The sequence below is a fragment of the Micromonospora sp. NBC_00389 genome (assembly GCF_036059255.1).
Lineage (GTDB): Bacteria > Actinomycetota > Actinomycetes > Mycobacteriales > Micromonosporaceae > Micromonospora.
On record NZ_CP107947.1, the window covers coordinates 2940203 to 2960028 of the forward strand.

Below are 19826 nucleotides of genomic sequence, written 5' to 3' on the forward strand. Positions count from 1 at the left end.
AGGCCGGATCTCGATCGTTGAGAAATCAACCTCACCAGGTGCGCGTGAGAGACCTTTTTCCGGTCCTATTGTCGTCGTCCACCTATTTATAGGCAGTCATCCGTCCCGCCCCGCGGGTCGGCCGAATCCGCACGGTCACACAAGGGGGACCTGTCATGAAAACATCTTTCCGACGCAAGGCGGCAGCGATTACGTTCGCCGTTCTGGCGCTCAGCCTGGCCGGTGGGGGCATCGCCGTCGCACAGCCGTCGGCGAAGGCGCCGCAGGAGGCCGTCCAGCCGGCTGCGCGCGGCACGAACGCCCAGCCGCCGGTGACGGCGGAATCCGCCCGCAAGGCCCGCGCCGCGCTGAAGGCCAACTCGACGCTCATCGCGACCACCAGCATCGTCGTCGTCAACGCCAACGGCACCAAGGTGCGCGGCGTCGGCACCGTGATCAAGTACGGCCCCGGCCAGTACGAGGTCCAGGTCGGTTACACCGTCACCGCTGGTGTCTTCGTGGCCACCCTCGGCCGCGGTGACGCCTGCTGCGTCCCGGCGGGCGGCGAGATCTCGGTCGCACCGCGGCTGAGCACACCGAACGCGGTCTTCATCCAGACCCGCAACTCGGCCGGTACCCCGGTCGACCTGGGCTTCCACCTGGTCATCCACACCGCCTGACGGCACGGGTGCCGGCCCCACGCGGGGCCGGCACCCGGTTCGTCCTGCAGCCGCCGGTTCATGGCGATGGTCAACTCCAGATCACCGACATCGGGGCATCCCCGCACCGGGACACCGCCATATCGCCGACACCGAGTCGATCAACAGCGACCGCCACCGGTCGGGGCGGACGGCGTCCGGTCTGGGGCAGGTCGCGTGGCTCATGCCATCCCGGGATGTTGTCCCCCGACCGGGCAGTTCATCCCGACCCCGCCCACCTCGGAGGCTTCGGCGCCGATAATCCGACGTTTGCCGGGCTGCCGCCCGGGAAGCAAGCACCGTGACGGACATCTCGGACACCCTGGCCAGCATGCCCAGCTCGGTCGATCCCGAGCCGACCGGCGTCGAGCTGGAACAGACCCTCTTCGAGGTCAAACGCGTGATCGTGGGGCAGGATCGGCTCGTCGAGCGCCTGCTCACCGCCCTGGTCGCCAATGGCCACTGCCTCCTGGAGGGGGTCCCCGGCGTGGCCAAGACGCTGGCCGCGCAGACCCTCGCCACCGTGGTCGGCGGCACCTTCTCCCGGATCCAGTTCACTCCGGACCTGGTTCCCTCGGACATCGTCGGCACCCGGATCTACCGGGCCTCCAAGGAGACCTTCGACATCGAGCTCGGCCCGATCATGGCCAACCTGGTGCTGGCCGACGAGATCAACCGAGCCCCGGCCAAGGTCCAGTCGGCGCTGCTGGAGGCGATGGCCGAGCGGCAGGTCACCATCGGCGGGCGCAGCTGGCCGGTCCCGGCGCCGTTCCTGGTGCTGGCCACCCAGAACCCGATCGAATCCGAGGGGGTCTACCAGCTCCCGGAGGCGCAGCGGGACCGGTTCCTGATGAAGGTGGTGGTGGACTATCCGAGCGACGCCGACGAACTGGCCATCCTCTACCGGATGAGCACCGACCGGCCGAGCCCGCGCCGGGTGCTCGACGCGCAACGGCTGCTGGACCTCCAGGCCCGGGCGGAGCGGGTCTTCGTCCACCACGCGTTGGCCGAGTACGTGGTCCGGCTCATCCTCGCCACCCGTGATCCGGGCCGGTTCGGGTTGCAGGAGCTCGCGCCGCTGCTCGCGTACGGGGCCAGTCCACGCGCCACCCTCGGCCTCGTCGCGGCCGCCCGGGCACAGGCACTGCTGCGTGGGCGGGAGTACGTGCTGCCCGAGGACGTCCGTGAACTGGCCGTGGACGTCCTCGCCCACCGGCTGGTGCTCTCCTTCGACGCCGTGGCCGACGGCGTGTCGGCCGAGACCGTGGTCCGCCGGCTGGTGGAGGCGGTGCCACCGCCCAGGCTGGCCACCGGGCATCCGCAGCAGACCCAGGATCTGGCCGCGGCATGAGGCGCGCGAGCACCACGCCGGTCGCTGTGCCGGCGGACCCCGGTCTGGCCGAACTGGCTCCGGACCAGCGGCTGCGCCGCTTGGAGCTGACCGTCACCCGCCGGCTGAATGGCCTGCTGCACGGCCAGTACCGCGGCCTGCTGCCCGGGCCGGGCAGCGAACCCGCCGGCAGTCGGGAGTACCGGCCGGGCGAGGACGAGGTCCGCCGGATGGACTGGGCGGTGACGGCCCGAACCGCCGTGCCGCACGTCCGGCAGGTCGACGCCGACCGTGAACTGACCACCTGGCTGTTGGTCGACGCCAGCGCGAGCATGGAGTTCGGCACCGCCGACCTGGACAAACGGGAGTTGGCGGTCGCCGCGGTCGCTGCGATCGGCTTCCTGACCGCCGGTGTCGGCAACCGGCTCGGTGCTCAGGTGCTGCGCGCCGACGGGGTACGCCGCTTTCCGGCCCGCACTGGGCGTACCCATCTGCTCGGTCTGCTCCGCGCGCTACTGGCCGCCCCGCGCGCCACCGGGCCCGACGACCGGCCCGGGCGGATGCCGTCGGTGGGGGTGTCGGTGCCGGTCGGGCCGCCGGAGCTGACCGACGGGCTCGCCGCGCTGCACCGGGTCGCCAACCGGCGCGGTCTGGTCGTGGTGGTCTCCGACTTCCTCGACGGCCTGCCCGACGACCCCGGTGAGCCGCCGCCCTGGGAGCGGACCCTGCGCCGGCTGGCCGCCCGGCACCAGGTGCTGGCGATCGAGGTGACCGACCCGCGTGAGCTGGAGCTGCCGGACGTCGGCCTGATCACCCTGGTCGACCCGGAGACCGGCCGCCGCCGGGAGGTGTGCACATCGGACCGTCGGCTGCGGGAGCGGTACGCCGAGGCCGCAGCCGCCCAGCGTGACCAGGTCCACCAGGCGCTGCGCCGCAGTGCGGCCACCCACCTGGCGCTGCGCACCGACCGGGACTGGAGTGCGGACATCGTCCGGCACGTGCACGCCCAGCGCCGGCTGGCCGCCGCGCCGGCCGGTGTCGCCCGGGGAGGTGCCGCGTGATCTGGCAGTCGCCGCTGCGACTCTGGCTGCTGCTCGGCGTGCTCGCCCTGGTCGTCGCGTACCTGGTGATGCAGCGCGGACGCAGCCGGTACGCGGTCCGCTTCACCAACCTGCGGCTGCTGGACCGGGTGGCGCCGGAGCGGCCGGCCTGGCGCCGGCACGTACCAGCCGGGCTGTTCCTGGCCATGCTGGCGCTGCTGGTGGTCGGCTTCGCCCGGCCCACCGCCGAGGTCCAGGTGCCCCGGGAACGGGCGACGGTGATGGTGGCCGTCGACGTGTCCACCTCCATGCTCGCCACCGACGTGGAGCCGGACCGGCTGGCCGCGGCCAAGCAGGCGGCCCGGCGCTTCGTCGAGGGCCTGCCCGACGAGTTCAACGTGGGTCTGGTCGCGTTCGCCGGCAGCGCGGCCGTGCTGGTGCCACCCGGCACCGACCGGGACGCCCTGGAGGACGGGATCGGCCGGCTCGCCGAGGGGGTGACCGGGGTGCAGGGCACCGCCATCGGCGAGGCCATCAACACCTCGCTCGGTGCAGTCAAGGGCCTGGACAGCCAGGCCGCGAAGGAGCCGCCGCCGGCCCGGATCATCCTGCTCTCCGACGGGGCGAACACCTCTGGGATGGATCCGATGGAGGCGGCGGCGGACGCGGTGGCGGCGAAGGTGCCGGTGCACGCCATCTCCTTCGGCACCCCGTCCGGGTTCGTGGACCGGGGCGGGCGGCCGATCCAGGTGCCGGTCGACGGGCAGACCCTCAAGGCGGTCGCCGACGAGACCGGCGGCATGTTCCACGAGGCCAGCACCACCGAAGAGCTGAGCGCCGTCTACGACGACATCGGCAGCTCGGTCGGCTACCGCACCGAGCGGCAGGACGTCTCGGCCCGGTTCATCGGCCTCGGCCTGGTCTTCGCGATGGGCGCCGCCGCCGGCTCGATGCGCTGGTTCTCCCGGCTGCCCTGACCCCGCCGCGCAACGGACTTCGACCGGAAGGAGTACGCATGGCAGTGCAGACCGGACTGGGCGAACCGCGCGGTCCCTGGTTCATCTCGCCGGAGCTCGACCCGGACGGGCGCGGGTGGTGGGACGCGCCCGGTTCCGGCCGGGAGCCTAGCGGCCGGCGGCCGGGCCGCCTGCTCGCCGCGCTGGCGGTGGTGGCGCTCTCCGCCGTCTCCGGGGCTGTGGCCGGTGGCGTGGTGGCCAGCCGGGACGGCGTCCCGGGCGAGGCCGCGGCGTCCGCCGCCCCGGTGCCGGCGGAGTTGGTCACCGCCGCCCAGCGAACCGTGCCCGGAGTGGTGTCGGTGCTCGCTGGCGCGAACGGCGGCTCCGCGACCGGCTCCGGCTTCGCTGTGGACGACGAGCAGCACCTGATCACCAACGACCACATCCTGGCCAAGGGCGGTGGCGGACCGGTGACGGTGGAGCTGCCCGACGGCCGCCGGTTCGCCGCCGAGGTGGTCGGCCGGGAACCGCGCAGCGACCTGGCGGTGCTGAAGGTGCCACCGTCGGCCGGGCTCGCCCCGTTGCCGCTGGCCAAGCCGGGGGCGACCCGGGTCGGTGAGCCGGTGCTCGCGGTGGGCTCGCCGCTCGGTCTGTCCGGGACGGTCACCGCGGGCATCGTCAGTGCGTTGGACCGTCAGGTGCGGTTGGGCAACAATCGGCACAGCGCGGTGCAGACCGACGCCTCCATCAATCCCGGTAACTCGGGCGGGCCGCTGGTCAACGCCCGCGGTGAGGTGGTCGGGGTGAACACCGCAATCGCCACCATCGACGGCAATGGATCAATCGGCATTGGTTTCGCCATCCCGATCGAGCAGGTGCAGCAGACCGCCGACACGATCATCGGCAAGGGTGGCTGAGCTGCGCGGACGGCCCGGAGGTGGCCGCTGGGATCACGGGCAGTGTCGGATATCCGGCCGGAGAGCATCGGGCCATGGAAATATTACGCTCGGTATGGATACTGGCGGAGGTGGAGCGTCCTCTTCTCGCGGTCCTCCTGCTGGTGGGCCTGGTCATCGGATGTGCAGTGGGGTCGGCGTACACCCGCGCGCGGCGTGGGTGGAGCGATTACCAGACCGTCAAGAAATCGGTGCCGGGTGCCCGCCGTGGCGCCTGGCTGCTGATCCGCGGGGTCGCCGTGAAGGCCGCGGTGATCGGGTTGCTGCTCTTCGGCGCGGTGGCGTACGCCGCGGTCGGCTCGGACGAGGAGACCGCAGGCCCGGCGCCCAGCCCGTCAGCGACGCAGAGTGAACCGCCGCACCGCTGACCCCGGGAACGCCGGTGGGGGTTAGCCTCGGGGCGTGGACGACGGACTGCGGGTGACCGACCGGTGGGTCGTCCCTGCCGGGGAGCTGCGGGAGCGCTTCTCCCGTTCGTCCGGGCCGGGTGGGCAGGGCGTGAACACCGCCGATTCCCGGGTGGAGTTGAGCTACGACCTGGCCAACTCGCCAGCCGTGCCCGAGTCGGTCCGGTCGCGGGCGCTGGCCCGGCTGGCCAACCGCCTGGTGGACGGGGTGCTGACGATCGCCGCCAGTGAGCACCGGGCGCAGCTGGCCAACCGGGAGGCCGCCCGCGAGCGGATGCTCGCGTTGTTGCGGGAGGCCGCGTCGCCCCCGCCGCCGCCGCGCCGGCCGACCCGTCCGTCCCGGGGCGCCAAGGAGCGCCGGTTGGCCGAGAAGAAGCGTCAGTCTCAGCGCAAGCGCGACCGCCGGACCGACGGCGAGTAGCGACCACCAGTGCATCTCCAGTCCGAGCGCGACCTCTCGGGCTATCGGGTGACAGAATCTGGAATCTGTCAGTCAAAGGATGTACGCTGGCCGGGTAACCCAGGTGAGAGGAACACCCATGGACACCCGCACCCTCGGCACCACCGGCCCGACCGTCTCCGCTCTCGGGCTCGGCCTGATGGGCATGTCGGACCTCTACGGCGCCGCCGACGAGGCCGAGAGCATCGCCACCATCCACGCCGCACTGGACGCCGGCATCACCCTCCTCGACACCGGCGACTTCTACGGCATGGGTCACAACGAGCTGCTGCTGCGCGACGCGCTGCGTGGCCGCAACCGCGACAACGCCGTGATCAGCGTCAAGTTCGGCGCCCTGCGCGACGCCGACGGCGGCTGGAACGGCATCGACGTCCGACCCGCCGCGATCAAGAACTTCCTGGCGTACACCCTGCGCCGTCTCGGCACCGACCACGTCGACATCTACCGCCCGGCCCGGCTCTCCCCGGATGTGCCGGTGGAGGACGTGGTGGGCACCCTGGCCGAGTTGGTCAAGGCCGGCCACGTCCGGCACATCGGTCTGTCCGAGGTGAGCGCGGAGACGCTGCGCCGGGCGCACGCCGTGCACCCGATCACCGACCTCCAGATCGAGTACTCGCTGATCTCCCGCAACCCGGAGTCCGAGATCCTGCCGACGGCCCGCGAGCTGGGCGTCGGGATCACCGCCTACGGGGTGCTGTCCCGCGGGCTGATCAGCGGCCACTGGACGGCGCGGCGGGAGACCGCAGGCACCGACTTCCGGAGCCACCTGCCCCGGTTCTCCGGCGCCAACCTCGACCGCAACCTGGCCCTGGTGGACGCCCTGCGCGCCATCGCCGAGGCCCGGGGGGTCACCGTGGCGCAGATCGCCATCGCCTGGGTGCTCGCCCGGGGCGAGAGCATCGTGCCCCTGATCGGTGCCCGCAGCCGGGACCGGCTCACCGAGGCCCTGGGCGCGGCGGCGGTCACCCTGACCGAGGCGGACCTGGCCGCGATCGAGGCCGCCGTCCCGGCCGGCGCGGCAGCCGGCACGCGCTACGACGAGGCGCAGATGGCGTTCCTGGACAGCGAGCGGGCATGACCGCCCGGCCGTGGCGCGACCGCCGGCCGGGGGCCGCGCCACGGCCGTCCGCGCGGTCAGGAAGGCTGGGGTGATGAGCGACGCCACCGCCCTGACGGCCGACCGCATCCTCGACACCGCCGAGGAGGTGCTGCGCCGGTACGGGCCGGCCAAGGCCACCGTGCTGGACGTCGCCCGCGCGCTGGGCGTGAGCCACGGCAGCGTCTACCGGCACTTCGCCAGCAAGGCCGCGCTGCGCGAGGCGGTCGCCGACCGCTGGTTGGCCCGGGTCTCCACCCCGCTGATCGAGGTTGCCACCGGGCCCGGCCCGGCCCCGCAACGGCTGCGCCGCTGGCTGGCCGAGCTGAGCGGCACCAAGCGCCGGATTGCCCGGGAGGACCCCGAGCTGTTCACCAACTTCCACCAGCTCGCCACCCTCTCCGAGGGCGTGGTCGCCAACCATTTGGAGGTCCTCGCCGGTCAGCTCAGCCTGATCGTCGCGGACGGGGTGGCGGCTGGCGAGTTCAGCGTGCCCGACCCGGCGGTGGCCGGCCGGGCGCTGTTGCAGGCCACCGCCCGGTTCCACCATCCCGCCCACCGCGCCGAGTGGAGCGAGCCGGGTCTCGACGACGACCTGGCGGCGGTCGTCGCGCTGCTCATCGACGGCCTGCGTACCCGCCCGGCGAGCTGACCTGGCCGACCCCGGTCAGGCGGGAACGGCCGCGAGCAGCCGGTCGCGCAGCACGGCGGCCCGGTCGGCGAACCCGCGCTGCGCGGCGGCGTACTCCGCCCGGCCCTCCGGCGTCTCCACCCGTACCGGGGGGCAACCAAGCGCCGCCAGGTCGTACGGGCTGGCCCGCATGTCCAGCGTGCGGATCTCCCGGGCCAGCGCGAAGGCATCGGCCACCAGCTCCGAGCTGACCAGCGGGGAGAGCTTGTACGCCCACTTGTACAGATCCATGCGCATCATCCTCCCCGGCAACTTCGAGGGAGGGAACGCAGGGATGGACGTCGTCATCTACGCACGGCTCAGCCTGGACAAGCTGGGTAACGAGCTGGGCGTTGATCGGCAGCTCGAAGCTTGCCGGGAGTTGGCAGCTCGTCAGGGCTGGACCGTGACGCGGGAGCTGATCGACAACAGCATCAGCGCCACGACCGGCCGTGTCCGGCCGGCGTTCGAGAAGCTGCTCACCCTGAGCCCGAAGCCTAATGCCATCATCGTCTGGCATCTCGACCGGCTCGTCCGCCTCACCCGTGAGCTGGACCGGGTGATCAGCTACGGCGTACCCGTCCACGCCGTGACCGCAGGGATGCTGGACCTGAGCAACCCGACAGGCATCCTGATGGCCAACGTGGTCACCGCGTTCTCTCAGTTCGAGGGCCAGCAGAGGGCTGCTCGTCAGCGCCTCGCAGCCACGCAGCGCGCTTCCCAGGGCCGGCCCTGGTGGTCGGCTCGACCCTTCGGATACGAGCGTGACGGATCGCCTCGTGCTGGCGAAGCCGACGCCGTTCAGCGTGCGTACCAGGATCTGCTGGCGGGGCGCTCCCTGTTGTCGATCGCTGACGAGTGGAACCGCCAGGGCATGCTCACCACCAGGGGGAGGAGTTGGACGGGCGCGACTGTTCGTCAGCTCCTCATGTCTGCCAGGAACTGCGCTATCCGTACGTACGCAGGGGGTGAGGTCGGCCCTGGGAACTGGGATGCCTTGGTGCCCGAGGAGATCTACCGTTCCGCTGTCCGTGTGCTCAACTCCCCTGCCCGCAAGACTGGTGGTGGCGGTCCCCGTCGCAGCCTGCTGACGGGTGTCGCTACCTGCGCCAAGTGCGGTGGCCCCATCCGCACGGCACGGCGTGGACGGAAGGGCGAGCAGGGTAGCTACGCCGTGTACGAGTGCAAGCTCAAGCACTGCGTATCCCACCGTCAGGACGAGGCTGACACCATGGTCAGCGAGCGTGTGATCCGGTTCCTGACCGCTCCTCAGTTCGCGGAAGCGTTCGAGCAGAGCGAGGATGACCTGCCTGTTCAGCAGATGAGAGACGAACTGGGGAGCCTGCGGTCACGGCTCGATGATCTGGCCACCGACTACGCTGCCGGGCTCGTTACGCGATCGCAGTTCCTGACTGCATCCCAGACCATGCGCAGTCGGGTGGATGAGTTGGAGGATCAGCTATCCCAACTGGGGAGTGACAGCGCGGTCAAGGGCATCACCGGGATGACGGACGAGCAGGTACGCCGTCACTGGGATGGGTTGGATGTAGACCGCAGGCGGTCCCTGATCCTCGCGGTTGTCGTGAGCTGTCGTCTCCGCCAGAAGGGGCGTGGCGTCCGCCGCACCGATGAGTGGCATGTCGATGTGTTGTTCAGGGCGGGCGACCCCGCGAAGGTGGCAAGCATCTGACACAGGGGAGGAACCGAACCGGGGAGAGGGCCCCGAAGGGGCCCATCTTCGGACTCCGATGTTCGTGCTCTACGCCGGTGGATGGGTCGATGTCGACTACGTTGCGGCAGGCTCGGATGCGGTGGTGAGCGAACATGTTGAGTTGGACGACGTCGAGCAGTTCCGCGCCGTGCTGGACCGTGTGGTCGCCCACTTGACAAGCGCCTGAACGGCTGCGGCCACGCCGAGGCGGGCGTCTGTTGATGCCAGGTCGGTTACGGCAGCCGATCCGGTGGTGTCGGCACAGTTCAAGGGGGACGCCCCGTCTGATCGACCCGGAAAGCGGGGCAAGATGACAGCTGCTAACACATGGCCGTGCGGGTGAGGCCCTTCAGGGGGTCATACTCCCACCCGTGCCGCTGGCTCCGCTGGGTCGAGCAAGGCCGCGCAGACATCGATCAGTCGGGAACGCAGATGGCCGGCACGCTGCGAGAACTCGCGCTGCCGCGCGACGTACTCGGCCTTGCCCTCAGGAGTCTCGATGGCTACTGCCGGTTCCCCGTACGAGGAGAAGTCGTACGGGGATGCCTGCATGTCGAGTAGCCGGATGTCCCTCGCCAACTCGAAGCAGTCGAGCGCCAGGTCCCCTGGAACCGCAGGCCCCAGCTTGGTCGCCCACTTGTGGCAGTCCATCGAGGCGTGCAAGCAGCCTGGCTGGTCAAGCTCTACCTGGCTCTCCCTGGTGGGTTGGAGCCGGTTGAGGCTGACTGCGTCCGGGGTGAAGAACCGGAACGCGTCGAAGTGTGTGCAGCGGATCTGGTGGGACTCGACTACCGCGTCAGTGCCCTTTTGCCCAAGTCGCAGGGGGAGGGGATGCCGATGCTCACGTTGGCGGTACACCATCGCCCACTCATGCAGGCCGAAGCAGCCAGTGAAGGCTGGCCGCGATGCGATCGCGGAGAGCAGCCGATGGATGAAGCGTACCGACTCTGCCCGGTCGGCCCTGAGCGCTGCGACGTCGAGGCTCACGACTCCGTTCGCGTTCGTGGCGTACCAACGCCACTGCTGATGTGGAGCAGAGCCGTTCGGTCCGGGCTCCAAGGAGATGCCTACGCCGGGGTGCCACCGCCGCAGCACAGAGGGCCTGGTGCCGTAGTAGTCGTACAAGAAGTCATCGATCGCATGGCGTTCCCTCGTTGCCTTGCGAGCACGGTGGCCTGCGGTGAGGGAGTCGGCGCGCTTCTCGTGAGCTTCCAACAGGGGAAGCCAGGTTGTGGCTGGGAGGCTGGTCACCGGTTCGGGCCCTTGTTGTCCGCTTCGTACCGCTTGCATACCAGCCGGTGCGAGTAGTAGGTGAACAGGAAGTCGTTCACCGGGTGCCGCTCACCGCGGCGTCGGCGGGCCAGGTGCGGGGTCAGCCAGACGTCCACCCGTTCTTCGTGGGCCCGGCGGCGGGCCTGCCAGGTCGCCACGTCGAGCACGGCGGGGGCGAGGGCGGCGGTCACGGACCCCAGGGTACGACCGCCGCCCGCCCGCCGGTCAGGGCATGTCCACCCGCACGCCGGCGGAGAACACCCCGCTGCGCAGCTCCAACTGCCGGGGCGGGTCCCGACCGTCGACGGTGAAGACCAGCGGGAGCACCACCCGGCTGCCCGCCGCCATCGGGTCGGCGAAGACGTCCCGACCCAGGTTGGCCGCCCTGGTGGCCGACTCGTCGGTGCTCACCCAGCGTCCCCCGGGCAGGTAGGCCCGTTGCAGCTGACCGTGCCAGGGCTGGTGGTCGCCCGTGACGTTGCGCACGCCCACGGTGGCCTGGCAGCGTCTACCGGCGGCCGGAGCCGCGCCGCCCCCGTCAGCCGGCCGGGCGGCGCCGGCCGAGCCGCAGGACATCCCGTACACGGTGAACTCGAACGCCGACTCGCGTAGCGGCACACCAACCGGCCCGGAGACACCGGTGCCCATCCACGCGCCGCTGGTCGGCTGCTTCTGGGTGTCGATCGCCGCGACCCGCTGGGTCGCCGTCCACCCCGCCGCGCCGATCACCCCGGCCAGCACCGCCACGGCCACGCCCACCAGCAACCAGACCGGCGGGGTACGCCGGCGCTTCGCCGGGCTGGGTGCGGCCGGGCGCGGGTAGATCGTGCCCCGTCCAGCGTCTGGCCCACTGTCGGTGGCCAGCGCGGCAGCCGTCACCCGACGTCCGCGCCGCCGTCGCCACACCCAGACCAGGCCGGCGCTGAGCAGCAGCAGGATGGCCGCTCCCGCCAGCAGCACCGGGATCCGCTGCCAGGGCGGTGCCTCGGTGACCTCGGCCGGGGGTGGCGCTGCCGCCTGCCAGGTGGCCGTGCCGCAGTCGTACGGCCGGCTGCCGTCGCTGGTGAACGCGCAGGCCGGCGCGGTCAGCGGCTGGCCGGGCGCGGTCGCGGTGAGCGCGGTGCCCAGCGTGGTGGTGCTGTGCGCGGGCAGCCTCAACCGCCAGGTCACCTCTGCGGCGGACCCGCCGGCCCGGGTGGACCGGCCGCCGGCGCTGATCGAGGTGGCCGACGAGCCGGGTGGTAGCTCCTGGCGCACGGTGGTGTCGACCGGCGAGTTGCCCACGTTGCGCACGTGGATCCGGTACCGCGGTGCCGGGCTGCTCTCCGGGGCGACCGCCACCGTGACCGGTGGCGGCGGCGTCGACGCCGGTACCCGGGCGGGTGGCGCCACCGCCGGTGGGGCCGAGGGTGGTGTTGGCTCCGCGGTCGCCGTGGGCGCCCGCGCGGCCACCGCCACCGGTGGTGGCGTGCTGGTGACCGGTGGCAGCGTGGCCGCCACCGAACCGGGCGTGGCCGCCGCCGTCGGTCGTGGCGTGGCTGCCGCTGGTTGTGGCGTGACGGCCGGTGGTCGTGGCGTGGCCGCCGCCTCCGGAGCCGCCGCCGGCAGGGCCGGCACGGCGGCGAGGATGCCGAGGCAGTGCACGAACACTGCGAGGGCTCTGTGGTGTCGTGTCGATGCAGGCATACGAACGAACCTCCGGAGCCGACGCTAGGGGCGGGCTCCCTCCGTGCGGGTACGAAGTCGGGAAGTCCGCCCCGGCCGTTGCCGCCTCGGGTAAGGTGCCCCGCCCTGACGGGTTGAGCACACCCGGCAGCCGGTCCTGGCCGGCAGGCCCGTCGACGGGGCTAGATTGGCGAGGTGCGTATCGCTCGTTTCGCTCATGCCAAGGGAATGTCGTTCGGGGTCGTCGAGGGCGAGGCGGAGGCCGGGCTGCAGGGCCTGACCATCGCCGAGATCGAGGGTCATCCGTTCGGCCAACTGTCCTTCAGTGGGGCCCGCTGGGCCCTCTCCGACGTCCGGCTGCTCTCGCCGATCCTGCCCAGCAAGGTGGTCTGCGTGGGTCGCAACTACGCCGAGCACGCCGCCGAGCACGGCAGCGAGGTGCCCAAGGAGCCGTTGCTCTTCCTCAAGCCGTCCACCTCGGTGATCGGTCCCCGGGACGCCATCCGGCTGCCGATCTTCTCCAAGCAGGTCGAACACGAGGCGGAGCTGGCGGTGGTGATCGGCGCGCCGGGGGCGCGCCGGGCCGACCGGGCCGCCGCCGAGCGCGCCATCTTCGGCTACACCTGCGCCAACGACGTCACCGCCCGGGACCTCCAGCGCTCGGACGGGCAGTGGACCCGGGCCAAGGGCTTCGACTCGTTCTGCCCGATCGGTCCGTGGATCACCACCGGCCTGGACGTCTCCGACCTGGAGATCCGGTGTGAGGTGGGCCGCAACCCGGAGGAGATGGAGGTACGCCAGCTCGGCCGGACGAAGGACATGGTCTTCGACGTGCCGGGCCTGGTGTCGTACATCTCGCATGTGATGACTCTGCTGCCCGGCGACGTGGTGCTCACCGGCACCCCGGCGGGGGTTAGCCCGCTCGTCGAGGGGGATACCGTCACCGTGCGGATCGAGGGCATCGGCGAACTCAGCAACACCGTGGTCCCCGTCGCCTGATCCGCGCGATGCACCTGTTTCCACAGCTCACACGTGGTTCGGGGGGATCGGATTTGGCCTGCCGGCACCGGGAGGGTAATGTTCACTCCCGGCGCCGCAAGGGGCCAATGGGGTATGGGGTAATTGGCAGCCCGACTGATTCTGGTTCAGTTAGTCTAGGTTCGAGTCCTGGTACCCCAGCGCAGCTGGGATTCGCGAGAATCCCGGATCGCTGGATTCTGACGGAGTTCGACTCCGCCCCTTCGGGGGCGGAGAGTGGTCTCTGGTAGAGTGCAGCTCCTCCGCCCGCGAGGGCTGAGGAGCAGAATTAGTTCTGGCCCCGTCGTCTAGTGGCCCAGGACGCCGCCCTCTCAAGGCGGTAGCGCCGGTTCGAATCCGGTCGGGGCTACATCTGTGTACAGCCCGTCTCACCTGGTGAGGCGGGCTGTTTCGTGTCGAGCGGAGTGCGCCGGCCGCCCCGCACCCCGGGCTCACCCCCGGGTGCGGTGCCGCTAGACTACAGCCGCACCGCCCGCGAGGGCGGTGAAGCAGGAAAGTTCTGGCCCCGTCGTCTAGTGGCCCAGGACGCCGCCCTCTCAAGGCGGTAGCGCCGGTTCGAATCCGGTCGGGGCTACAAACCAAAGGCTCGTCTCGCTGCGCGAGACGAGCCTTTCCCGTCCCACCCCCACCTACCCGCGTTGATCATGAAGTTAGCGGTGCGACACGCCGGTGCCGGTGACGCCAACTTCATGATCACCGCGTCGGTCAGAGGCCGGAGAGGCGTTGGCCGGCTCGCACCACCGCCATGGCGTGACGTTCGCCGGGGCGGCGGCCGAGGCGCTCGATCGGGCCGGAGATGCTGACCGAGGCGATCACCCGGCCGGTGCGGTCGCGGATCGGGGCGGAGACGCTCGCCACGCCGGCCTCACGCTCGGCGACGCTCTGCGCCCAGCCGCGGCGGCGTACCTCGGCCAGGGTGCGGCCGGTGAACTTGCTGCGCGGCAGCAGCGGCATCACCGCCTCCGGCGGCTCCCAGGCGAGCAGGATCTGAGCCGCCGAACCGGCGGTCATCGGCAGCACCGAGCCGACCGGAACGGTGTCCCGCAGGCCACTGGCGCGCTCCGCCGCCGCTACGCAGATCCGCTCGTCGGCGCGGCGCAGGTACAGCTGTGCGCTCTCGCCGGTGGCGTCGCGCAGCGCGGCCAGCAACGGCTCGGCGGCGGTCAGCAGGACGTCCGGCGCGGCGTTGGCCAGCTCACCCAGCCGGGGGCCGGGCCGCCAGCGGCCCTGGGTGTCCCGGACCAGCATTCGGTGGATCTCCAGTGCCTGTGCCAGCCGGTGTGCGGTGGCCCGGGGCAGCTTCGTACGTTCAACGAGTTCGGCCAGGCTGGCGCCGTCGACGCAGGCGGCCAGGATGACCACCGCCTTGTCGAGAACGCCGACACCGCTCATACTGTGTCCCACAAGCCGAAACTTACCTCCCAGAATTTAGGATGTCCAGATGGTGGGAGTCACTCCTGAGCCGAGGACCCTGGCCGAGAAGGTCTGGGACGCGCACGTCGTACGGTCCGCCGCTGGTGAGCCGGACCTGCTCTTCATCGACCTGCACCTGCTGCACGAGGTGACCAGCCCGCAGGCGTTCGACGGGCTGCGGCTCGCCGGGCGCCGGGTGCGCCGTACCGACCTGACGCTCGCGACCGAGGACCACAACACCCCGACCGGGTACGCCGATCCGGCGTTCCGGCTCCGCCGTGGTGACCTGCTCACCATCGCGGACCCCACGTCGCGTACGCAGATCGAGACGCTGCGCCGCAACTGCGCCGAGTTCGGCGTGCGGCTGCACCCGCTCGGCGACGACAACCAGGGCATCGTGCACGTGATCGGCCCGCAGCTCGGGCTCACCCAGCCGGGCCTGACGATCGTCTGCGGCGACTCGCACACCGCCACCCACGGCGCGTTCGGCGCGCTCGCCTTCGGCATCGGCACCAGCGAGGTGGAGCACGTGCTGGCCACCCAGACGCTGCCGCAGAGCCGGCCGAAGACCATGGCCGTGAACGTCACCGGCCGACTCGCCCCCGGGGTCACCGCCAAGGACCTGGTGCTCGCGCTGATCACGCAGGTCGGCACCGGCGGCGGTCGCGGGCACATCGTCGAGTACCGCGGTGAGGCCATCCGCTCGCTCTCCATGGAGGGGCGGATGACGATCGCCAACATGTCCATCGAGTGGGGCGCCAAGGCCGGCATGATCGCGCCGGACGAGACCACCTTCGCGTACCTCAAGGGTCGGCCGAACGCGCCGCAGGGCGCGGACTGGGACGCCGCGGTGGCGTGGTGGCGGACGCTGCCCACCGACGAGGGCGCGCGCTTCGACGCCGAGGTGACCCTGGACGCCAGCCAGATCACCCCGTTCGTCACCTGGGGCACCAACCCCGGGCAGGGCGCGCCGCTGAGCGCGCCGGTGCCGGACCCGGAGGAGTTCGCCACCGACTCGGAGCGCGCCGCGGCCCGCCGCGCGCTGGAGTACATGGACCTGCGCCCCGGCGTCCCGTTGCGCGAGCTGCCCATTGACGTGGTCTTCGTGGGTTCCTGTACCAACGGCCGGCTGGAGGACCTGCGGGCCGCCGCCGACGTGCTGCGCGGCCACAGGGTCGCCGACGGGGTCCGGATGCTCGTGGTGCCCGGCTCCGCCGCCGTGCGGGAGGCCGCCGAGGCCGAGGGGCTGGACAAGGTCTTCGCCGACGCCGGCGCCGAGTGGCGGTTCGCCGGCTGCTCGATGTGCCTGGGGATGAACCCCGACACGCTGAAGCCGGGCGAGCGGTCCGCCTCCACCTCCAACCGCAACTTCGAGGGCCGTCAGGGCCGGGGTGGGCGTACCCACCTGGTTTCCCCGCCGGTCGCCGCCGCCACCGCCGTGGTTGGTCGGCTGGCCGCCCCCGCCGACCTGTAGAAGGGACCCGACCGATGGAGTCGTTCACCACCCACACCGGGACGGCCGTGCCGCTGCGCCGCTCCAACGTGGACACCGACCAGATCATCCCGGCCGTGTACCTCAAGCGGGTGACCCGGACCGGTTTCGCCGACGGGCTGTTCAGCGCTTGGCGGGAAGATCCGGCATTCGTTCTCAACGATCAAACGTATTCCGGAGCGTCGATCCTCATCGCCGGCCCGGAGTTCGGCACCGGCTCCTCCCGTGAGCACGCCGTCTGGGCCTTGCGGGACTGGGGCTTCCGCGCGGTGGTGGCCCCGCGCTTCGGCGACATCTTCCGCGGCAACGCACTCAAGGAGGGTCTGCTGCCGGTCGAGTTGGAATTGAAAGCCGTCGAAGAGTTGTGGGGCCTGATCGAGGCGGATCCGAGCACCCAGATCACCGTCGACCTGACCGCCCGTCAGCTCCGGGCCGGGGATCTCACCTGGTCATTCCCGCTGGACGACTTCAGCAGGTGGCGGTTGCTGGAGGGCCTGGACGACATTGGACTCACCCTTCGGCACGCCGCCGACATCGACGCCTACGAGACAGGCCGACTGCCGTTCCTGCCCTCGGTGGCATAGCCGTACGCCCGACCGCACACTGGATTCCACCCCCATCGGGCCAACCGGTGGGGGTGAATCCGTTACGACACAAGGGCTTTTTTCTACCGAATGTTTGTGTCCCGGCAGCACAGGGCATACCGTGCGCGCAGAATGGCTCGCGTCGAGTCAGTTGCACAATCGGGAGGAAGTCGTGAACAAGGCCGAGCTCATCGAGGCGCTCGCCGTTCGCCTGGGGGACCGGAAGACGGCGACGAACGCCCTCGAGGCGGTCCTCACCGAGGTCCAGGCGGCGGTTACCAAGGGCGAGAAGGTGGCGATCACCGGATTCGGAGCATTCGAAAAGCGTGTGCGTGGCGCGCGAACAGCGCGCAACCCGCGTACCGGCGAGGCGGTGAAGGTCAAGAAGACGTCCGTGCCGACCTTCCGCCCCGGCGCTGGGTTCAAGGAGATGGTGGCCAGCGGCAAGGTGCCGAAGGCCACGGCGGCGGCGAAGAAGACCGCCACCGCCACAACCAAGGCCGCCGGCACCAAGGCGGCGGGCACCAAGGCGGCAGGCACCAAGGCGGCAGGCACCAAGGCGGCAGGCACCAAGGCAGCGGGCACCAAGGCCACCGCCGCCAAGGCGGCCACCAAGAAGACCGCCCCGGCCAAGGCGACCAAGACCGCCACGGCGACCAAGACGGCCGCCAGCAAGAAGACCGCCCCGGCCAAGGCGACCAAGAGCACCACGGCGACCAAGACGGCCGCCAGCAAGAAGACCGCTGCGGCGAAGAAGACCACCGCGGCGACCAGATCCACCGCGGCGAGGAAGACCACCGCGGCGGCGAGCAAGAGCGCGGCGGCCAAGAAGGCCCCGGCGAAGAAGGCTCCGGCCAAGAAGGCGGCCAGCAAGCGCTGATCGACCTTCACGAAAGGGCGTCCACCCGTAGGGTGGGCGCCCTTTCGCCGTCACCGACCCGTTGACCGGGCCGGCCGGCGCGCGCAGAATCGCCGTGCCGGCCCCCTCCGCCGGCCCGTCGACGGGAAGAGTGCGCTGGTGCGCTACCGCCTGCTGACCACCGGATCGCTCGCGCTGGGCGTCATCCTGTTCATCGACGTGCTGCGGGTCTGGCTACCCGGCATCATCACCATCTTCGGCCAGGCCGCGTCCACTCCGGCCGAGCTGATGGGCGCGTTCGCCCTGGGCTGGTTCGTGCTCGCGCTGGCCGCACCGGCGCTGGTCCGCCGGGTGGGCGTCCGCCCGGTCACCGTCGTCGCGGCCGTTGTGCTGGCTGCCGCCCGGCTTGCGCTCACCGCCACTCCCGGCGGGCGTCCGCAGCTCTGGTTGGCCACCGCCGGGCTGCTCGCCGGGCTGGTCTGGCTCGTCGGCGTCGCCGCCGGCACCGAACGGCCGGTGCCGGGGCTGGCGCTGGGGCTGGCGGTCAACGCTGCCGTACACGCGTTGCTGGACACCCACGACCTGGTCTGGCGGGGCGACTGGGTGGCGTGGTTGCTCAGCGCCGCCGCGGTGACGCTGTTCCTGCTCGGTACGGCGCTGCCCACTGCGCCGGCCGGCCCCGGCGGCGCCCGGGCCTGGCTCCTGGCCGGTCCGGCACTGCTGCTGGCCGGGATGGTGGCGCTCGCCCCGGCGCTGGCCCGGACCGGAACCTCGTACCTGGTCGCCGAGGACGGCCTGGCCCGCTCGCCGCTGCTCGGCTTGGCCCCGGTGCCGCTGGCCGTCGCCGGATTCCTGCTGGCCGCGTTGACCGGCCCACCCCGGCGGTGGGGCCGCGTGCTGGGGCCGGCGGCGTTGCTGGCCGGCGCGCTGCTGTTCGCCCTCGACCGGGGCGACCTGCTCGTCCCGGCCGTCCTGCTCGCCGCCGTCGGTCTCGGCGCCTGCCTGGCCCTCACCGACACGGCCGGTGCCACCGACACTGCCGGCGTCACCGATGCGGCCGGCGGTACCGACACGGCCGGCGCGACCGGGAGTGCCGACGAGGCCGGCGGAATCGGCGATGCCGGTCGCCCTGAGGCCGCCGCTGGTGCCGGGCCGCCGGGCGGCGCGACAGGCAGCGCACGGTGGGCGGGCCGCCGCGGGTACGCGGTCGCCGCCGGCATGCTCGTCTTCGTGCTGGGCGCCGTCGCGTACTACTCCGCCTACGACCTCGGCTACCCCAACGGCGCGGTGCCGGTGGTGGTCGCCGGACTGGTCGCCGTCGTGGCCCTCGCCGCCGATCCCGTCGGCCGTACGGCACCGGCACCGTTGCCGCCGGTGCGGACCACGGCCGTGGTCGCCACCCTGGCCCTGCTGGCGCCGCTGCTCGCCGACGATGTGCCGGTGGCCGGCAACCGGGCCGGTCCGCCCGAGCGGCTGACCGTGGTGGCGTACAACATCCGGATGGGCTTCGGGCTGGACGGCCGTCTCGACCTGGACGGGCTGGCCGACGCGGTCCGACGGCAGGCGCCCGACGTGGTGCTGCTCAGCGAGGTGGACCGGGGCTGGCTGCTCAACGGTGGCCACGACACCCTGGACCTGCTGGCCGACCGGCTCGGCATGCCGTACGTCTTCGGGCCGGCCGCCGACCCCGTCTGGGGCGACGCGGTGCTCAGCCGCTGGCCGGTGACCGATCCGCGGACCCTGCCGCTGCCCGCCGTCGGGGCGCCCACCGGGGCGCAGGCCCTCGCCGTCACCCTGGACCTCGGCGACGGTGTCCGTACCGCCGTGGTCAGCACCCACCTGCAACCGCCGCCCGACCAGGGTCCGGTGGTCCAGGCCCGCGCGGTCGCCGACTTCGCCACCCGGTACGCGGCCGGCCGGCCGCTGGTGGTGGCCGGTGACCTGAACACGGAGCCGGGCGACGAGGCGTTCGGACAGTTCGCCGAGGCCGGTCTGGTCGACGCGTTGGCGGCCGCCCGACCGCTGGCGACCAGCCCGGCCGACGACCCGCGCGAGCAGATCGACCACGTCTTCGTATCGCCCGGCCTGACTCCCAGCGATCCGGTCGCGCCGCGCGGCACGGCCAGCGATCACCTGCCGGTCGCGGTCACCCTCACCCTCCCGCCCCGCTGACCCCGCTCCACGACGCCCGGGGCCGACG

19 protein-coding genes, 3 tRNA genes and 2 pseudogenes are annotated in these 19826 nt (G+C 71.8%); 19 read left to right on the forward strand and 5 right to left on the reverse strand.

Going from position 1 to position 19826, the window contains the following annotated elements; all coding sequences use genetic code 11:
* Nucleotides 1-155 precede the first annotated feature (155 nt).
* From OG470_RS13995 to OG470_RS14035, 9 genes are all read left to right on the forward strand, one after another.
* Nucleotides 156-659 carry a hypothetical protein gene (locus OG470_RS13995; RefSeq protein ID WP_328424404.1) on the forward strand — a complete coding sequence of 168 codons (504 nt, stop codon included), beginning with the start codon at nt 156-158 and terminating at the stop codon, nt 657-659.
* Between the two features lie 319 nt (nt 660-978).
* The gene (locus OG470_RS14000) at nt 979-2028 is read left to right on the forward strand and encodes an AAA family ATPase (protein WP_328424406.1); all 1050 of its coding nucleotides are present in this window, start codon (nt 979-981) and stop codon (nt 2026-2028) included.
* Between the two features lie 26 nt (nt 2029-2054).
* Nucleotides 2055-3068, forward strand: a complete 1014-nt coding sequence (locus OG470_RS14005) for a DUF58 domain-containing protein (RefSeq protein ID WP_328426341.1) — start codon at nt 2055-2057, stop codon at nt 3066-3068.
* Nucleotides 3065-4024, forward strand: a complete 960-nt coding sequence (locus OG470_RS14010) for a VWA domain-containing protein (protein WP_328424408.1) — start codon at nt 3065-3067, stop codon at nt 4022-4024. The genes OG470_RS14005 and OG470_RS14010 overlap by 4 nt, the downstream gene beginning before the upstream one ends.
* 38 nt (nt 4025-4062) lie before the next feature.
* On the forward strand, nt 4063-4920 hold the full coding sequence (locus OG470_RS14015; RefSeq protein WP_328424410.1) for a S1C family serine protease: 858 nt from the start codon (nt 4063-4065) through the stop codon (nt 4918-4920).
* Nucleotides 4921-5030: 110 nt separating this feature from the next.
* Nucleotides 5031-5327 (forward strand): hypothetical protein, encoded by a 297-nt coding sequence (locus OG470_RS14020; RefSeq protein ID WP_328424412.1) that lies wholly within the window; start codon nt 5031-5033, stop codon nt 5325-5327.
* A 34-nt stretch (nt 5328-5361) separates the two neighbouring features.
* Complete coding sequence (arfB, locus tag OG470_RS14025; RefSeq protein WP_328424414.1) at nt 5362-5787, forward strand: alternative ribosome rescue aminoacyl-tRNA hydrolase ArfB; 426 nt, start codon at nt 5362-5364, stop codon at nt 5785-5787.
* A 118-nt stretch (nt 5788-5905) separates the two neighbouring features.
* Complete coding sequence (locus OG470_RS14030) at nt 5906-6904, forward strand: aldo/keto reductase (protein ID WP_328424416.1); 999 nt, start codon at nt 5906-5908, stop codon at nt 6902-6904.
* 73 nt (nt 6905-6977) lie between these two features.
* The gene (locus OG470_RS14035; protein WP_328424418.1) at nt 6978-7574 is read left to right on the forward strand and encodes a TetR family transcriptional regulator; all 597 of its coding nucleotides are present in this window, start codon (nt 6978-6980) and stop codon (nt 7572-7574) included.
* Nucleotides 7575-7589: 15 nt separating this feature from the next.
* Here OG470_RS14035 and OG470_RS14040 read toward each other — a convergent pair.
* Nucleotides 7590-7844 (reverse strand): annotated as a pseudogene (locus tag OG470_RS14040) (3-methyladenine DNA glycosylase); the annotation flags it as partial.
* A 43-nt stretch (nt 7845-7887) separates the two neighbouring features.
* On the opposite strand from OG470_RS14040, the gene OG470_RS14045 reads away from it, so the two are divergent.
* Entirely contained in the window at nt 7888-9282 is a 1395-nt protein-coding gene (locus OG470_RS14045) for a recombinase family protein (RefSeq protein WP_328424420.1), read from the forward strand.
* A 58-nt stretch (nt 9283-9340) separates the two neighbouring features.
* A complete protein-coding gene (locus tag OG470_RS14050) occupies nt 9341-9490 on the forward strand; it encodes a hypothetical protein (RefSeq protein ID WP_328424422.1) in 150 nt (49 codons plus the stop codon).
* A 170-nt stretch (nt 9491-9660) separates the two neighbouring features.
* Here OG470_RS14050 and OG470_RS14055 read toward each other — a convergent pair whose 3' ends face one another.
* The 3 genes and pseudogenes from OG470_RS14055 to OG470_RS14065 all read right to left on the reverse strand — a co-directional run bounded on the left by OG470_RS14055 (nt 9661) and on the right by OG470_RS14065 (nt 12261).
* Nucleotides 9661-10593: a 3-methyladenine DNA glycosylase gene (locus OG470_RS14055; RefSeq protein ID WP_442931121.1), complete on the reverse strand. Its 933-nt coding sequence runs from the start codon at nt 10591-10593 to the stop codon at nt 9661-9663.
* A gap of 8 nt (nt 10594-10601) precedes the next feature.
* Nucleotides 10602-10766, reverse strand: a pseudogene (locus OG470_RS14060) (3-methyladenine DNA glycosylase); the annotation flags it as partial.
* A 34-nt stretch (nt 10767-10800) separates the two neighbouring features.
* Nucleotides 10801-12261: a hypothetical protein gene (locus OG470_RS14065; RefSeq protein WP_328424426.1), complete on the reverse strand. Its 1461-nt coding sequence runs from the start codon at nt 12259-12261 to the stop codon at nt 10801-10803.
* 174 nt (nt 12262-12435) lie between these two features.
* On the opposite strand from OG470_RS14065, the gene OG470_RS14070 reads away from it, so the two are divergent.
* The 4 genes from OG470_RS14070 (at nt 12436) to OG470_RS14085 (ending at nt 13852) form a co-directional block, all read left to right on the forward strand.
* The gene (locus OG470_RS14070; protein WP_328424428.1) at nt 12436-13239 is read left to right on the forward strand and encodes a fumarylacetoacetate hydrolase family protein; all 804 of its coding nucleotides are present in this window, start codon (nt 12436-12438) and stop codon (nt 13237-13239) included.
* A 108-nt stretch (nt 13240-13347) separates the two neighbouring features.
* Nucleotides 13348-13419: transfer RNA gene (locus OG470_RS14075), tRNA-Gln, on the forward strand.
* Nucleotides 13420-13554: 135 nt separating this feature from the next.
* Nucleotides 13555-13627, forward strand: a tRNA-Glu gene (locus OG470_RS14080).
* 152 nt (nt 13628-13779) lie between these two features.
* Nucleotides 13780-13852 (forward strand) — tRNA-Glu (locus OG470_RS14085).
* Between the two features lie 131 nt (nt 13853-13983).
* On the opposite strand, the gene OG470_RS14090 is transcribed toward OG470_RS14085, so the two are convergent.
* Nucleotides 13984-14670 (reverse strand): IclR family transcriptional regulator, encoded by a 687-nt coding sequence (locus OG470_RS14090; protein WP_007456408.1) that lies wholly within the window; start codon nt 14668-14670, stop codon nt 13984-13986.
* A 49-nt stretch (nt 14671-14719) separates the two neighbouring features.
* Between OG470_RS14090 and leuC the strand changes: the two genes are divergently transcribed.
* The 4 genes from leuC (at nt 14720) to OG470_RS14110 (ending at nt 19798) form a co-directional block, all read left to right on the forward strand.
* Nucleotides 14720-16165, forward strand: a complete 1446-nt coding sequence (leuC, locus tag OG470_RS14095; protein ID WP_328424431.1) for a 3-isopropylmalate dehydratase large subunit — start codon at nt 14720-14722, stop codon at nt 16163-16165.
* Between the two features lie 14 nt (nt 16166-16179).
* Complete coding sequence (leuD, locus tag OG470_RS14100; protein WP_328424433.1) at nt 16180-16767, forward strand: 3-isopropylmalate dehydratase small subunit; 588 nt, start codon at nt 16180-16182, stop codon at nt 16765-16767.
* Between the two features lie 172 nt (nt 16768-16939).
* A complete protein-coding gene (locus OG470_RS14105) occupies nt 16940-17647 on the forward strand; it encodes an HU family DNA-binding protein (protein WP_328424435.1) in 708 nt (235 codons plus the stop codon).
* A gap of 138 nt (nt 17648-17785) precedes the next feature.
* Entirely contained in the window at nt 17786-19798 is a 2013-nt protein-coding gene (locus OG470_RS14110) for an endonuclease/exonuclease/phosphatase family protein (protein WP_328424437.1), read from the forward strand.
* Nucleotides 19799-19826 lie beyond the last annotated feature (28 nt).